Annotated in this window: 12 protein-coding genes; 9 read left to right on the top strand and 3 right to left on the bottom strand. The window is 66.9% G+C overall.

The genetic code is table 11. The features are described 5' to 3' along the window. Positions 1–7: 7 nt before the first annotated feature. Complete coding sequence (locus EPAKOI_RS22230) at positions 8–877, bottom strand: NmrA family NAD(P)-binding protein (RefSeq protein WP_423193704.1); 870 nt, start codon at positions 875–877, stop codon at positions 8–10. Positions 878–1,038: 161 nt separating this feature from the next. Between EPAKOI_RS22230 and EPAKOI_RS22225 the strand changes: the two genes are divergently transcribed. From EPAKOI_RS22225 to EPAKOI_RS22200, 6 genes are all read left to right on the top strand, one after another. Next, complete coding sequence (locus EPAKOI_RS22225; RefSeq protein ID WP_423193703.1) at positions 1,039–1,971, top strand: LysR family transcriptional regulator; 933 nt, start codon at positions 1,039–1,041, stop codon at positions 1,969–1,971. A gap of 96 nt (positions 1,972–2,067) precedes the next feature. Beyond that, a complete protein-coding gene (locus tag EPAKOI_RS22220) occupies positions 2,068–2,976 on the top strand; it encodes a LysR substrate-binding domain-containing protein (protein WP_423193702.1) in 909 nt (302 codons plus the stop codon). 156 nt (positions 2,977–3,132) lie between these two features. After that, positions 3,133–3,747, top strand: coding sequence for an isochorismatase family protein (locus EPAKOI_RS22215; protein WP_423193701.1), 615 nt, complete (start codon positions 3,133–3,135; stop codon positions 3,745–3,747). 26 nt (positions 3,748–3,773) lie between these two features. Further along, on the top strand, positions 3,774–5,282 hold the full coding sequence (locus EPAKOI_RS22210) for a GMC family oxidoreductase (protein ID WP_423193700.1): 1,509 nt from the start codon (positions 3,774–3,776) through the stop codon (positions 5,280–5,282). A 52-nt stretch (positions 5,283–5,334) separates the two neighbouring features. Further along, entirely contained in the window at positions 5,335–5,661 is a 327-nt protein-coding gene (locus tag EPAKOI_RS22205; RefSeq protein ID WP_423193699.1) for an alpha/beta hydrolase, read from the top strand. Between the two features lie 349 nt (positions 5,662–6,010). Next, positions 6,011–7,222: an NAD(P)/FAD-dependent oxidoreductase gene (locus EPAKOI_RS22200; RefSeq protein ID WP_423193698.1), complete on the top strand. Its 1,212-nt coding sequence runs from the start codon at positions 6,011–6,013 to the stop codon at positions 7,220–7,222. A gap of 63 nt (positions 7,223–7,285) precedes the next feature. On the opposite strand, the gene EPAKOI_RS22195 is transcribed toward EPAKOI_RS22200, so the two are convergent. Then, entirely contained in the window at positions 7,286–7,807 is a 522-nt protein-coding gene (locus EPAKOI_RS22195; protein ID WP_423193697.1) for an RrF2 family transcriptional regulator, read from the bottom strand. Between the two features lie 215 nt (positions 7,808–8,022). On the opposite strand from EPAKOI_RS22195, the gene EPAKOI_RS22190 reads away from it, so the two are divergent. Together EPAKOI_RS22190 and EPAKOI_RS22185 are read left to right on the top strand one after the other, a co-directional pair. Next, complete coding sequence (locus EPAKOI_RS22190; protein ID WP_313838446.1) at positions 8,023–10,668, top strand: bifunctional diguanylate cyclase/phosphodiesterase; 2,646 nt, start codon at positions 8,023–8,025, stop codon at positions 10,666–10,668. A 63-nt stretch (positions 10,669–10,731) separates the two neighbouring features. Further along, on the top strand, positions 10,732–12,243 hold the full coding sequence (locus EPAKOI_RS22185; protein WP_423193696.1) for a PLP-dependent aminotransferase family protein: 1,512 nt from the start codon (positions 10,732–10,734) through the stop codon (positions 12,241–12,243). 15 nt (positions 12,244–12,258) lie between these two features. On the opposite strand, the gene EPAKOI_RS22180 is transcribed toward EPAKOI_RS22185, so the two are convergent. Beyond that, positions 12,259–13,779: a CoA-acylating methylmalonate-semialdehyde dehydrogenase gene (locus tag EPAKOI_RS22180; RefSeq protein ID WP_423193695.1), complete on the bottom strand. Its 1,521-nt coding sequence runs from the start codon at positions 13,777–13,779 to the stop codon at positions 12,259–12,261. 136 nt (positions 13,780–13,915) lie between these two features. Between EPAKOI_RS22180 and EPAKOI_RS22175 the strand changes: the two genes are divergently transcribed. Then, positions 13,916–14,878: a LysR family transcriptional regulator gene (locus tag EPAKOI_RS22175; RefSeq protein WP_423193694.1), complete on the top strand. Its 963-nt coding sequence runs from the start codon at positions 13,916–13,918 to the stop codon at positions 14,876–14,878. Positions 14,879–14,971: the final 93 nt, after the last annotated feature.

The following is a 14,971-nucleotide window of genomic DNA, read 5'->3' as shown; positions in this document are numbered from 1 at the left end:
GGTGGGTTCAAGCGGGACGAAGCGATACAAGCTCGCCCAGAACCGTGTCCAGTGCGACGTGGCCGCGCAGGATCTGGTCAGGACTGCTTTCGAAATCGATCCAGCCTTCGTTGAAGCCATCCAGCATGCGCATGCGGGCCAGCGGATGCTTCATGCCCTGCGCGCGGAACAGTGCTTCCCACATCGGCCGGTCGACCACTTCAGCGCGTACCGGGCGGGACAGCACTCGGGCAAAGGCCGAAGCGAGGTCGTTGGGACTGACCCGCCGGGGGCCCTCAAGCTCCACGACGCGCACACCGTGCCATGTCTGCTGCAACAGCTGGGCCGCAACGCGGCCTACGTCTGCGGTGGCAACCATTGGCACCGGCTTGTCGAGCGGCTGCAGGTAGCTGGCGATGACGCCATCGTCGCGCGCGGACGCGACATCCCACGCGGCGTTCTCCATGAACCAGCCGGGCCGCAGGAACGTGACGGGCATCGGCATCTCGCGCAGCGCCTGCTCCATCAGCGTACGCTGGGTCAGCAGGTTGAACTCGTTGGCCTGAGCGCCGATCGTCGACAGGCAAACGACCTTTTCTGGCCGTGCCTTCCGCAGCGCCGTGCACACGGCTTCAATGACCTTGCGCGCCTCGGGAAAGCCGGGCGCCGGATCGAACTCCGAAGGCGGCAGGATAAAGACGCCCGTCGCGCCTTCGAACGCGGCGGCGAGCGACGAACCATCTTCCATCACGGCCGTCGCGATCTCGCAACCGCGCTTTGCCCATGAGCCGGCCCGTGTCGCGTCGCGCACGACGGCGCGCACTGCCCGGCCCGACGCCAGCAACTCGCGGGCCAATGCGCCGCCGACCTTTCCGGTGATTCCAGTGATTGCATACATTGCTCGTTCTCCTTGAGTGAATACGCCGGACGCATTCTGGCTACTCACCGAGCCAAACAAAATGACAGGGACGGCATCAGATAAGTGACAACACGTCATCAATTTGGCATGATCGCGGGTGGGTCGCCCGCGTTTTTCCACGCCTATTCACTTGAACCACAATGAGATCCCGTAGCGAGAAACTGTCCGGCAGCATCAGCGTGTTCGCCGCCGTGGTGGATGCCGGGACATTCGCGGCTGCGTCGGAAGTCATCGGCATGACGCCGCCGGGTGTGAGTCGTGCGATTGCGCGACTGGAGAAGCGGCTGAACATCCGGCTCTTCAACCGAACCACGCGCTCCGTCTCGCTGACGGAAGAGGGCCGGCGCTTCTACGAACAGGTCATGCCCCATCTGGCCGGCCTGGAGGAGGCGGCCGCAGCGGCTGCGGGCAGTGCCTCGGCCGTGCGCGGAAAGCTGCGAATCAATCTGGATCCTGTCGTCTACCGCGCCGTGCTCGGGCAGCAATTCGATGCATTCATGGACGCGCATCCGGAACTCGAAATCGAGCTCATCGCGCGCGACAGCCTGGGCGACCTCGTCATGGACGGCTTCGACCTTGCCGTGCGATTCGGCGAACCGCGGGCGTCCAGCCTGGTCGCGCGAAAGCTGCTGGATACCGGCATCGTGACGGTCGCGGCGCCCGCGTATATTGCTCGCCGGGGACGGCCGGCAAAACCGCAGGACCTGGAAAGCCGAGACCACCGGTGCCTTGAGTTCCGCAATCCGGAGACCGGCAAGCCATTCGCCTGGGAGTTCCATCGCGGGCGCAAACGCCTCGTGGTGGACACGCGGGGGCGCCTCACGGTCAACGATCCGGGCGCGCTGCTCAATGCGTGCCTCGCCGGCTCCGGCATCGCGCAGATGCTGCTGCTGGGTGCCGAGCCGCTGATCGCAGCCGGCAAGTTGATCAATCTGTTTCCCGAGTGGGCCGACGAGCGTTTTCCGTTGTACGCGTACTACCCGTCCCGACATCACGTGCCGGCAAAGACCCGGGCGTTCCTGGATTTCATGGTCGGATTGACGGGGGCCAATGGCCGCTTTGGCAAGGGCTAGCGCCGTTCGAGATCGCGGCGCTCATCAGCCCGCGCGTATCATCCCCGGCGTTGCTGACCCGGATGTCCCGTCCCCCATTCGACCGCATCAACTCCCATGATCGATCTCAACGGCGTCTACTACTTTGCGAAGGTCGTCGAACACCAGGGCATCACCGCCGCCGCCCGCGTGCTCGATGTGCCGAAGTCCAGCATCAGCCGCCGCATTCTCGCGCTGGAGGCGGCGCTGGGTGCGCGTCTGATCCAGCGCACGTCACGCCGGTTCGTGATTACCGAGCTCGGCACCGAGTTCCATCGCCACGCGCTGGCGATGCTGGTGGAGGCGGAGGCCGCGGAGAACGTCGTGCGCACGCGCACGGCCGAGCCGAGCGGCACGATCCGGTTCACGTGTTCGGTGGCAGTGGCGCAGCTGGTGCTGGCGACGCTGATTCCGCGTTTCATGGCCCGGCATCCGCGTGTGCGCATCGTCGAGCACGCGACGAACCGGCATGTGGATCTGGTGCACGAGGGCTTTGACATGGGGCTGCGCGCGCATATGGCGCCGCTGCCCGATTCTTCACTGGTGCAGCGCTCGCTGGCGCAGATTCCCTGGACGCTGTTCGCCAGCCCCGGCTATCTCAAGCGCAGGGGGACGCCGGATTCGCCCGAGGCGCTGGCCGGGCACGATGCCATCGCGCTGGGCGCGCCGCAGGACGCCTATGTATGGAACCTGCGCGACGTCCGGCATGCGGGACAGATCCATGCGGTGACATACGACCCGTCGCTCGTCAGCGACGACATGGCCACGCTGAAGGCAGCCGCGTGCGAAGGGGTGGGCATCGTCGCGCTGCCCGGCTATGTCGGCAAGGCCGAGATGGCGGCCGGCAAGCTTGTGCGGGTGTTGCCGCAGTGGATCGCGGGCGTGGCCACGCTGACGCTGCTGATGCCGTCGCGGCGCGGGCTGCTGCCGTCCGTGCGGGCGTTCAGCGAGTTCCTGGCCGACGAGGTGCCGCTGCTGGTCCAGTAGCACTGGCGGCGCGTTTCCTGCGTTCAGCGTTGCCATCATCCCAAAAATGGGACGATGGTTCCTGTTTTGCCTCGCTGTTTTTCCATCGTCCCATTTGTAAAGTGGTTCTCACGCCGCGACCGATGCCGGAGCGGTACCAACCGAAAGGAGAGAACCATGCCCCCTCGCAACAACCGCCTGACCCGTGACAACGCCGTGCTGCTGCTGGTGGATCACCAGATCGGCCTTTACACCGGCGTGCGCGATATCGACACGCTGGAGCTGACGCATAACGTGGTTGGCCTGGCAAAGGCCGCCGTGGCGCTTGGCGTGCCCGTAATCGTTACCACGACGACCGAGAACGTCTGGGGCCCGATGATCCCGGCGCTGCGCGAAGCGCTGCCGGGCGTGCCCGTGATCGAACGCACGACCGTGAACGCATGGGACGAGCCGCGCGTGGTGGCCGCGGTGGAGGCCACGGGCCGCAAGAAGCTAGTCGTCTCGGGCATCTCTACCGACGTGTGCCTGGCGTTCCCCGCCATGTCCGCGCTCGACGCCGGATACGACAGCTTCGCCGTGATCGATGCCTCGGGCGGCTTCTCGGATACCCAGGTGCGGATGGGCGTGGCGCGCATGCAGCAGGCCGGCGTGGTGCCGGTCTGCTATTCGAACGTGGCGGTCGAGATCCTGGCCGACAACGCTGCTCCGGAGGCCCAGGCCGTCTACGCCGCGCTTGGCATGCCGTTCGGCGGGCTGGTGTCCGGCCTGAAGCAGTACTTCTCGCGCGTCTGAACGTGGTGTCGATCCGGAGAGCGACCATGGAACACGACATCGTCATCGTCGGCGGCGGCAGCGCGGGGGCCGTGCTGGCGCGCCGGCTCAGCGACGTGCCGCACCGACGCGTGCTGTTGCTGGAAGCGGGCCCGGCCTACCGCCCGTCTGGCTATCCCGATGCGCTGGCCCTGGCCGACAACGTCGGCGGCGACGCCGCGCATGACTGGGGCTACAAGTCGGAGTCGGGCGCCATCGGCCACGCGATTCACGCGCGCCGGGGCCGCGTGCTTGGCGGCAGTTCCGCCATCAACGCTGCCGTGGCGATGCGGGCCCGGGCCGCGGATTTCGACCGCTGGGCGCGGCGCGGCATTACGGGCTGGTCTGCGGCGGAAGTCCTGCAAAGCTTTCGCAAGCTCGAATCGGCACCCTATGGTGACGATGCCTGGCATGGCCGGGACGGTCCGTTGCCGGTCCGGCAGATGACGGCCGAAGCCCTGACGCCGTCGCTGCGGAGTTTCGTCGACGCCACCGCCGCGCTGGGTTTCGAGCGTATCGCCGATTTCAATGCGGACGCCCAGCACGGTGTTGGCCCTTATCCGCTCAACGTGGTCGATGGCGTGCGGCAGAACACCGGCATCGCCTATCTGACGGCCGATGTGCGCCGCCGCGCGAACCTGGAAATCCGTGCCGAGGCGGAAGTCGATCGCGTGCTGCTGGAAGGCGGCCGTGCGTGCGGCGTGCGGCTTGTCGACGGCACGCTGATCGCGGCCGGTGCGGTCGTGCTGTCGGCCGGCGCCTACGGCAGTCCCGCGATCCTGATGCGCTCGGGCATCGGCCCCGCCAACGACCTGCGCGCGCTCGGCATCGCACCGGTTGCTGATCTGCCGGTGGGACGACGGCTGATGGACCATCCGTTCTACTACAACGTCTACGCGTTGCGGCGCGAGTTCAGTGCGATGACACCGGCGGCTGGCGCGATCCTGTGGACACGCTCGCAGTCCGCCGCGCCGGACGAACTGGACCTGCACGTCTCCGCAACGCATATCTGGGACCCCGCCGCGAGCCCCACGGGCGGCGCCGTTGTGCTGGCCGCCGCGCTGACCCTGCCGGAATCGACGGGCACGGTACGGCTGGCGAGCGCCGATCCGCGTGTCGCGCCGCGTATCGACTTCAATTTCCTGTCCACTGCGCGCGACCGGCGCCGGCTGCTGGAGGGCGTGCGCCTGTCGCGGCGCATCGGGTCCACGGCGCCGTTTGCGAACCTCGTCGCGCACGAAATGGAGCCGGGGCGCAGCGTGCAGACCGATGCCGAACTCGAAGCCGCCATCGTTGCCGGGCTGGATACCTATCAGCACGCCACGTCGACGGCACCAATGGGGGCGGCGGGGGATCCTCACGCCGTCGTCGATACGCTGGGCGCAGTGCATGGCATTGGCGGGCTGCATGTCGTCGACGCGTCGATCCTGCCCGAGATTCCGTCCGTGGCAACCAACCTCACGACCATCATGGCGGCGGAGCATATCGCCGCACGCGTAACGGACTGGAGCCGATGATGACGACAGCTTGGGGTACCACCCAACTCATACCGCTGCGTGAGGCCGATCAATGCTGGTGCTCGACTATCCGCTGGCGCCCGAGCAAGCACTGCCGGTGGCGCACGACATCGCACTGACCGCGGTGAAATGGCTCGCCAGGCAGGGCGTGCGGCGGCTGGCAATCGTCGGCGATTCGGCTGGCGGCGGGTTGGGCAGCGAGGAACTGCTGCGCGACGATGCGCTGCGTTACGCCGGGCAGGCGCGCGCGCAGGGCAATACCGTGACGCTGGAGATCTGGCAGGGGCTGCATCACGTGTTCCACTTCAACGTGGCCGAACTGGAGAGCGCACGCATCGCGCTGGATCGGGTGGCGGCGTTTGTGGTCGAGCACCTGTAGGTTGCCGCCAGCAAGACTGGCAGGGATGGGCGAAAGCGCGCCGGCGTGCATTCGGTAGCCCCAGCCGCAGTTCCTCTCCGTTCCGCCAACGCCACGTCGGCACAGGTGGCGCAGGCTCAGAAGATCGCGCGCCGCGTTACTACGACTATCACAGTCCTAGATTTGATAGCGGTTACCCGCATGCTGTGATCGCAAAAGGGGATCGCAAGACCCCTGCAAGAAAACTTCTTGCACGCCTTAACTACGACTACTAGAATCTGAGTTAAGGCGTGGCGATTGACGCGGCGCGGATACCCGGGCGGCGCCGCCGCTGGTCAGTGCAGTACAGAATCGATCAGGAGCAGTAGTGATGTCACAACGCATTCTTGTTATTGGCGCCGGCTTTGCCGGCATGTGGAGCGCCCTGGCTGCGGCCCGTCTGCTCGACGAGGCCGCGCGCACCGATGTGGAGATCGTGCTGGTGGCGCCCGAGCCCGCGCTGCACGTGCGGCCCCGCCTTTACGAACAACATCCGCTCAAGATGAAGGCGCCGCTGCTGGAGATCTTCGCAGCCACTGGTGTGCGGTTTGTGCAGGGCATCGTCGAGCAGATCGACGTGGCGGCGCGTCAGGTGACGGTCAAGGGCGTGGGCGCCGATACATCGCACCAGACGCTGGGCTACGACCGCCTTGTGCTGGCGGCGGGCAGCCGGCTGTTCCGGCCGGCGATCGACGGCCTTGACGCGCATGCTTTCAACGTCGATCAGGTGGCCGATGCTTCCCGGCTGGAAGCGCATCTGCATGGCCTGGCGAGCCGGCCCGATAGCGAGGCCCGGAACACCGTCGTGATTGCCGGCGCCGGCTTCACCGGTATCGAAACGGCGGCCGAGATGCCCGCGCGACTGCGTGAGGTGCTCGGTGCCGACGCCGCCGTGCGCGTCATCATGGTGGAGCGCAATAGCGAGATCGGCCCGGACCTGGGGCAGGGCCCGCGCCCCGTCATCACACAGGCGCTGACCGAACTGGGCGTGACGTGGAAGCTGGGCTCCGGCGTGGCATCGGTGGACGCGCAAGGCGTCACGCTGCAGAGCGGCGAGCGCATCCAGGCCCAGACCGTGATCTGGACTGCCGGCGCACGGGCCAGCGCGTTGACCGACCAGATTCCCGCGCAGCGCGACAACTTCGGCCGCCTGTATGTCGATCGCAACCTGCAGGTGGAGGGCGTGGACCACGTCTATGCCACGGGTGACGTGGCCCGTGCCGCCACCGACGACGACGGCAACGTGACCATGATGTCTTGCCAGCACGCGATGAACCTCGGTCGCTCGGCGGGACACAACGTGGCCGCTGACCTGCTGGGCCAGCCGCCGATCCCGTACAGCCAGCCAAAGTACGTCACGTGCCTGGACCTGGGCCCGTGGGGCGCGGTGTACACGGAAGGGTGGGACCGCCAGGTCAAGCTGTCCGGCGCCGAAGCCAAGGCGTTGAAGACCCGGATCAACACGGAGTGGATCTATCCGCCGAGCGCCAACCGGGCCGAGGCGCTGGCATCCGCCGATCCGCGCCGTATCGTCGTGGCCTGACCGGCCGCCAGAAAGAAGAAGGGCGATCCATCGGGATCGCCCTTTTTTATCGGCTGCTGGACCTTACCGGCTACCGCGCCGGTTCTCCGCGCGATCGGTCAGCCACTGTACGACCTGACCGCCGTAGGCAGCGGGCGCCTTCTCCACGGTACGCTCGGCAATATCGGCCAGCGTGTGATTCTTCAACTCCGCGCGCATCGCCTTCTCGGCCGACTGCATCACCGCATGGATCGAGCAGACCCCGCGCGTGGCCCACGCGGGTGCGTAGCCTTCGAACACAGCGTTGCGCTCGCGAATCTCCCGGCACTCGAACAGCGCTTTGTCTCCGTCGATGGCGACGACGACGTCATGGACCGTGATGCGCGACGGCGGCCGCGCCAGCCGGAAACCGCCCTTGATGCCTTCAGTGGCCACCACGAGCCCGGCCTTCGCGAGCTTGGTGAACAGCTTGGCGAGGAAGTCGTGGGGGATGCCTTGCAAATCGGCGAGGTCGCGTACGCTTGCTTCTTCCACCGCGATGCTGGAGCGGGACAGGTGGAGCAGGCAGTGCAGGCCGTACTCCACGCCCGTGCTGATGTGGGACATATCTAACTCGGACAGGCTAAATCGTAGTTGGAAGCCTACACCAGCAGGCAAGCGGCAGCAACCGCGGGTTATATGCCAAGAATGTGAATTAATCTGCGCCCGACGGCCACTCGCCACCGAGGACACGCGCGAAATGGGCACAGCTTGTCGCGTAAGCCGGCCTCGACTAGCCTGATAATCGGTTCAAATTACTCGCCGCCCCGCGACCCACCTTGATGCCAGAACCGTTCGCCACCCGATATGGCTGGGCGCTGCAGCGCCTGCGCGAGGTTTTCTCCCCATTGAACGTGGCCGCGGCGGCATGGCTGATCGCAACATGGTCGTTCGCGGCCTATCAGCTTGTGAGCGAGCGCGACCGCCTGCTGCATGTCGCCGCCGAGCGCACCCAGGCGGAAGCCCGCGCGTTTGGCGCCTATTCCAAATCCAGCATCCTGCGGCTGTCCGAGTTCCTGCTTGACCTGCGGGCTAGTTGGCTGGTGGGCCAGGACGGCTTTGTCGAGCTGGTGCGGGAACGGGAGAACCTCGTGGTGGACCTGTCGTTCCAGGTGGCGGTGATCGACAAGCACGGCATGCTCGTCTACTCATCCATCGGTTCCCCGGCGCGCGGAGAGAAGGTCGACCTGAGCAAGCGCGAGCATTTTCGCGTCCATCAGAACGCCGGGGGCCGGGACGTACTGTTTATCAGCGACCCGGTGAAGGGCAAGGTCTCCGGCAAATGGTCGATCCAGTTCACCCGTCCCATCCTGCGCGGTGGCGTTTTCGACGGCGTCATCGTGGTGTCGGTCAGTCCCGAACAGTTCGCCAGCTTTGCGCAGACCTTTACCTCGCTCGACGGCGAAGTCGCGTCGGTCATCAAGACGTCCGGCCAGGTCATGGCCAGGGTCCCGGCACTGGAAGGCGCGCTGGGCAGGGCGGTCACCAACAACCGGCCTTACCTGGCCAGCGACGCGCCCGTGGCCGGTAGCTTCCGCGGAGTGTCCGGCTCCGAAGGCGTGGAGCGTCTCTTCGGTTACTACCGCATGCCGGAGTTCGGGCTGAACTTCGTCGTCGGCGAGTCGATCGATCTTGTGCTGGCGCCGTACGAGTCGTACCGACGCATTGCCTTCGCCAGCGCCATTGCATCCACATTGCTGCTGGGGCTGCTCTACTACAGCCTGCGCCGTTCCATGGCCGAGCGGCAGCGCCATATGGAAGAGATGCGGCTGGCGTCGCTGGTCTACTCGTCCAGCAGCGAGGCGATGGTCGTCACATCGCTGGACGGCACCATCATCGACGCGAACCCGGCGTTCTCGGCTGCCACGGGCTATGCGGCGGACGAGGTCAGGGGGCGCTCTGGCTACAGCCTCGGCGGCACGGAAACGACGCCCGGGCTGATCGAACGGCTGCGGGCCGCCGTGGAGGCCACGGGAAAATGGAGCGGCGAGATCGCGGTGCGGCGCAAGGACGGGAGCGAGTTTCCGGCTTACCTGACGGTGGACACCTACCTGGCCCACGCCTACGGGGAGCGCCGCCGCGTGGCGCTGATCCATGACATGACCGAGAAACGCCAGGCGGAGGAAGTCATCCGGCACCAGGCGAACTTCGACGCGCTGACCGATCTGCCCAACCGCCGGCTGTTCTTCGACCGGCTCAGGCAGGAGATCGAACGCCCGCGTGGCGCCCAGGATTCGCTGGCGCTGCTGTTCATCGACCTCGACCGCTTCAAGGAGGTCAACGATACGCTGGGCCACGACCAGGGCGACCAGTTGCTGCTGGAGGCCGTACGTCGTATCGCCGCATCGGTGCGCGCATCGGACACCGTGGCGCGGCTGGCCGGCGACGAGTTCACCGTGATCCTGCCGACGGTCAACGATGTCGGCGTGGCGCAGGGCATTGCCCAGGCGATCCTGGAACGCATCGCGGCACCTTACCGGCTGGCCGGCGAACTGGTGGTCGTGTCAGCCAGCATCGGCGTGGCCCTGTATCCCAAAGACGCCGATAACGCCGAGGCGCTACTGGTGTGCGCCGACCAGGCGATGTTCGCGGCCAAGAAGGAGGGCCGCAATCGCGCGAAGGTTTTCAGCAAGGCGCTGCTGCACGCCGAGAAAGAGCGCCTGCGCATTACGCAGGACCTGCGTGCGGCGCTGACCGCGGGGCAGTTCGCCCTCCATTACCAACCCATTGTCGACCTGCGGACCGGAAAGGTCTGCAAGGCCGAGGCGCTGATCCGCTGGGATCATCCGGTACGCGGGTCCATCCCGCCCGACGATTTCATCCCCGTTGCGGAAGAGTCCGGCCTCATCATCGACATCGGCCGCTGGGTGCTGGCGGAAGCGCTGGACCAACTGGCGCGCTGGCAGACCGTGCTGGGCAATGGCTTCCAGATGTCCGTCAACAAGTCGCCGATGGAGTTCTGCGCGCCCGCCAGCGGGCCGGAATCCTGGTCCGGGCTGATCGAGCGTCGAAACGTGCCGGTCGGCAGCCTTGTCATCGAGATAACCGAAAGCTCGGTGATGGAGCAGGGCGCCGACGTCATCAATCAACTGTCCCGCTTCCAGGCCGCCGGCATCGAGATCGCGCTCGACGATTTCGGCACGGGCTATTCGTCGCTGTCGTACCTGCGGCGTCTCGATATCGACTACATCAAGATCGACCGCTCCTTCATCCGGTCGCTGACGCGAGGCCCGGACGACGTGGCCCTGTGCCGCGCCATCATCAGCATGGCCCACGCGCTGCGCATCCGCGTGATCGCCGAGGGCATCGAGACCGAGTCGCAACGCAGGATCCTGCTGGAGGCTGGCTGCGACTACGGCCAAGGCTTTCTGTTCTGCCCGCCCGTAGACGCCCGGGCGTTCGAGGCGTTTGCGAGCGCGGTGACTTGACGCGTGGCGCCACTGGTTTATGGTGTAGGCCCACTATCGACCCAAATTGGTGAGCCAGTATTTATGCCCAGACGCAGACAGGCCGTGGAACTGCCGTTCGTCGGCACCCTGGATCGGGCCGAGGGTCAGCTTGGTCGGCAGTTGACCGTGGTGCTGCGGGCGGCGATCCGCGCGGGCGATTTGAAGCCCGGCGAAGCGTTGCCATCGACCCGGCATCTGGCCAGTTCACTCGGGATTTCGCGCGGGCTGGTCACCGATGCCTTCGAGCAGCTCATTGCCGAAGGCTTTCTGGAGGCGCAGGCCGGGTCCGGGACTCGGGTATCGACGACGCTCTCCTCGGTGGCGCCGACGGCTGGCGAGACCGCGCCACGGCGTGTGAAAGGCAAGCCGACGTTGCCGCCCCGGGCCGCCGCATTTGCCGAAGTTGCCCGCCAGTTCTCGCCGCTGCCGTCGGTTCCGTTCGCGGTGTCGGTGCCGGTCGGGCCGACCGCGCCCGACGATACCTGGCGGCGCGTGGGCAACCGGACGCGCGGGCTGCGCGCGGCGGCGCCATCGGGTTACGACGATCCGCAGGGCGTTGCCGTATTGCGTGCCGCCATTGCGGACTACGTGCGCAAGTCGCGCTCGGTGCATTGCTCGCCGGCGCAGGTCATCATCACGGCCGGCACGCAGCAGGGGCTCTATCTGGCCTGCCAGGTGTTGCTGGAGCCGACCGACCGGGTCTGGGTGGAAGAGCCCGCGTATCGCGGCATCACCGGCATCCTGGAAGCGATGGGCGCGCGGGAGCGGATGGTGCGGGTGCCCGTGGACGAGGCCGGCATGGACGTGGACGCCGGCGTGCGCATGGCCGACGACGCGCGCGCCGCGTTTGTCACGCCTTCGCACCAGTATCCGCTGGGCATGCCGTTGAGCATGGCCCGCCGCACCGCGCTCGTTGCGTGGGCGCGGCGCCATGACGCGTGGATCGTCGAGGATGACTACGACAGCGAACTGCGCTACGTGGGGCACCCGTTTCCGTCGCTGCAGGGGCTGGCGCCCGACCGGGTCATCTACCTGGGCACCTTCAGCAAGATCCTGTTTCCGTCATTGCGGCTGGGCTATGTGATCGTGCCGGAGCATCTGGTGGCGTCGTTCTGCGGCGCGCGCAGCCTGATGGACCGGCATCCGCCTAGCGCGGACCAGCACGCGCTGGCCGCGTTCATCGCCGAGGGCCACCTTGACCGGCACATCCGGCGCGTGCGGCTGGTGTATGCCGACCGGCGCGCGTACCTGATCGACATCATCGCGCGGCTGATCCCGCCTGAGCACGCGTGGGTCCAGCCCGGCGACCAGGGCATGCACCTTGTCCTGTGGCTGGCCGATACGGTCCGTGACGAGACCGTGGCTGCGCGGGCGCTGGAGCAAGGCGTCTCGGTGCGGGCCGTGTCGCCGATGTATGCCGACCACGGGCGCCCGGGGCTGATCCTGGGCCTGGGCGGCTACTCGAACGAGCAGATGGAGCGGGCCGTCAAGACGCTGGCGGCCATCATCGCCGAGCAGGCCGGCGGCAAAGCTGTCCGGCGGCGCGCGCATTAGGGCGGCGGGCCGGACTTACTTCGCCGTGGGCATGGCGAATTCCGCGCCACGCGCCGTGTCGTTGGGCCAACGCTGCATGACGCTCTTCTGGCGGGTATAGAAGCGCACGCCTTCCTCGCCATAGGCGTGCATGTCACCGAACAGCGAGCGCTTCCAGCCGCCAAAGCCGTGCCATGCCATCGGCACCGGGATGGGCACGTTGATGCCCACCATGCCCACTTCGATGCGGCGGCTGAACTCGCGCGCGATCTGGCCGTCGCGCGTGTAGCAGGCCACGCCGTTCGCAAACTCGTGGCTGTTGACCAGCTTGACCGCTTCGGCAAAGTCCTTGACGCGCACGCACCCCAGCACCGGTCCGAAGATTTCCTCGCGGTAGATGCGCATGTCGGGCGTCACGTGGTCGAACAGCGTGCCGCCCGTGAAGAAGCCGTTTTCATGGCCGGGGACGCGGTAGTTGCGTCCGTCCACCAGCAGCTCGGCGCCTTCCTGCACGCCGATGCCGATGTAGTTCTCGATCCGCTCCAGCGCTTCGCGCGTCACCACCGGCCCCATCTCGGCGTCGGCCTCCATGCCGTTCTTGATGACCAGTTCCAGCGCCCGCGCCTTGAGCCTGGGGATGATCTTGTCCGCCACGTCACCCACCAGCACGGCGACGGAAATCGCCATGCAGCGCTCGCCAGCCGACCCGTAGGCGGCGCCGATCAGGCCGTCCACCGCCTGGTCGATATCGGCGTCGGGCATCACGACCATGTGGTTCTTGGCGCCGCCCAGCGCCTGCACGCGCTTGCCCAGCCGGGCGCCGGTCTCGTAGATGTAGTTCGCGATCGGCGTGGAACCGACAAAGCTCACCGCGCGCACGTCGTCGTGATGGAGCAGCGCGTCCACCACCGGCTTGCCGCCCTGCACCACGTTGAACACGCCATCGGGCAGGCCGGCTTCCTTGAGCAGGTTGGCCATGAACAGCGATGCCGACGGATCGCGCTCGCTGGGCTTGAGGATGAAGCAGTTGCCGGCCGCGATGGCCACCGGGAACATCCAGCAGGGCACCATGCACGGGAAGTTGAACGGGGTGATGCCGGCCACCACGCCCAACGGCTGCCGCAGCGTCCAGTTGTCCATGCCCGTGGAGACCTGGTCGGTGAAGTCGCCCTTGAGCAACTGCGGGATGCCGCAGGCGAACTCGATGATGTCGATGCCGCGGCTCACCTCGCCCGCGGCGTCGCTGAGCACCTTGCCGTGCTCGGCCGTGATGATGGCCGCCAGCGCGTCCTTGTCGCGGTTCATCAGTTCCAGGAACTTCAGCATGATGCGGGCGCGGCGGATCGGCGGCGTATCGGCCCACGCCGGAAACGCGGCCCTGGCGCTGGCCACGGCCGCGTCCACGTCCTTGCTGTTGCCAAGCCGGACCTGCCGCGCCACCGCACCGGTTGCCGGGTTGTACACGGCCTGCGTCTGCGCGCCGTGGCCCACGTAGGGCTTGCCGGCAACGTAGTGGACGACTTCGGCGGAACTGGTGAATGGTGCGGTCACGGGCATCTCCTTCGATAGTGGTGCGAGTCAACGGCTGCAGTGTAGGAACCGGCAGCCGGGCGCGGTAGATGGCCAAACGCAAACTTATTGTTTAGGATTTTGATCCAGTGAGATGCCGGTTTGCAAAATAATGGGGGTGGCCATGGCGAAGGCGGGCAAGGACAGCGTGGAGCGGTTGTGGGAGCACTTGCACTGGCTGGCGGTGCTGGACCAGCAGGGGAGCTTCAGCAAGGCTGCGGACCGGCTGGGCGTCAGCAAGGCGTCGATGAGCCAGCGCATCGCCGAACTGGAACGCTCGGCCGGCATCATGCTGGTGCAGCGCACCACGCGCAGCGCGGCGCTCACGGACGCCGGGCGCCAGCTTGTCGAATCGACGCGCGGGGCGTTCGAACAGATCGCCAACGGGTTTGCCAACGTGCGCGAGCTGGCCGAGACGCCCCGGGGCATCCTGCGGGTCACGGCGCCGGTGGCCTTCGCCCGCCAGCAACTGGTGCCGCTGTTGCCCGGCTTCCTGGCCACGTACCCCGACATCCGGCTGGAACTCGACATGTCAGACCGGCTGCGCGCGCTGGCGCAGGAAGGGTTCGACATGGCCATCCGCCACACGGCCGCGCCGCCGGAGACCCATGTGGCGTGGATGCTGTCGCAGACCCGCACGGTGCTGGTGGCCAGCGGCAAGTACCTGAAGACCCACGGCACGCCGGCGTCGCCGGCCGGGCTGGCTGACCACCAGTGTCTGCACTACCCGCGCGCGCACGGGGCGGTGACGTGGACCTTTGTCCCGGCGAAGGGCGGACATCAGCGCCGCGTGGATCCAATCACGGTGGCGGTCAGCGGGCCGCTGGGCGTCAACAACAGCGAGGCGCTGCGCGATGCGGCCATCGCCGGCCTGGGCATCGCCCTGCTGCCGGACTTCAGCGCGCAAAGCGCGCTGGAAAAGCGCCAGCTCGTCGAGGTGCTGCCCGACTGGCAGTCGACCGGCGCGTTCGGCGAATGGCTGTACGCGATCCGGCCCTACAGCGCCCATGCGTCCCGGGTGAGCCAGGTGTTTGTCGACTACCTGCGCGCCGCGTTCAAGGCGGGGTTTTCGTCACATGGCCGCTGACGGCCGAATACTGGTCTAGTGAAAACATTCGAAAATGGCTCTTCAAGCTGGCCCATTGCGCCAGCAATATTCGCCCACATCGACCCCCCAAGC

The sequence above is a fragment of the Cupriavidus sp. H18C2 genome (assembly GCF_049393795.1).
Classification (GTDB): domain Bacteria; phylum Pseudomonadota; class Gammaproteobacteria; order Burkholderiales; family Burkholderiaceae; genus Cupriavidus; species Cupriavidus pauculus_C.
This window is presented reverse-complemented; position numbering and strand designations above follow the sequence as displayed.

Excerpts from the sequence above, each read along its gene's own strand:
- EPAKOI_RS22230 (WP_423193704.1), bottom strand. The coding sequence starts at position 877 with ATGTATGCAATCACTGGAATCACCGGAAAGGTCGGCGGCGCATTGGCC.
- EPAKOI_RS22225 (WP_423193703.1), top strand. The coding sequence starts at position 1,039 with ATGAGATCCCGTAGCGAGAAACTGTCCGGCAGCATCAGCGTGTTCGCC.
- EPAKOI_RS22220 (WP_423193702.1), top strand. The coding sequence starts at position 2,068 with ATGATCGATCTCAACGGCGTCTACTACTTTGCGAAGGTCGTCGAACAC.
- EPAKOI_RS22215 (WP_423193701.1), top strand. The coding sequence starts at position 3,133 with ATGCCCCCTCGCAACAACCGCCTGACCCGTGACAACGCCGTGCTGCTG.
- EPAKOI_RS22210 (WP_423193700.1), top strand. The coding sequence starts at position 3,774 with ATGGAACACGACATCGTCATCGTCGGCGGCGGCAGCGCGGGGGCCGTG.
- EPAKOI_RS22205 (WP_423193699.1), top strand. The coding sequence starts at position 5,335 with ATGCTGGTGCTCGACTATCCGCTGGCGCCCGAGCAAGCACTGCCGGTG.
- EPAKOI_RS22200 (WP_423193698.1), top strand. The coding sequence starts at position 6,011 with ATGTCACAACGCATTCTTGTTATTGGCGCCGGCTTTGCCGGCATGTGG.
- EPAKOI_RS22195 (WP_423193697.1), bottom strand. The coding sequence starts at position 7,807 with ATGTCCCACATCAGCACGGGCGTGGAGTACGGCCTGCACTGCCTGCTC.
- EPAKOI_RS22190 (WP_313838446.1), top strand. The coding sequence starts at position 8,023 with ATGCCAGAACCGTTCGCCACCCGATATGGCTGGGCGCTGCAGCGCCTG.
- EPAKOI_RS22185 (WP_423193696.1), top strand. The coding sequence starts at position 10,732 with ATGCCCAGACGCAGACAGGCCGTGGAACTGCCGTTCGTCGGCACCCTG.
- EPAKOI_RS22180 (WP_423193695.1), bottom strand. The coding sequence starts at position 13,779 with ATGCCCGTGACCGCACCATTCACCAGTTCCGCCGAAGTCGTCCACTAC.
- EPAKOI_RS22175 (WP_423193694.1), top strand. The coding sequence starts at position 13,916 with ATGGCGAAGGCGGGCAAGGACAGCGTGGAGCGGTTGTGGGAGCACTTG.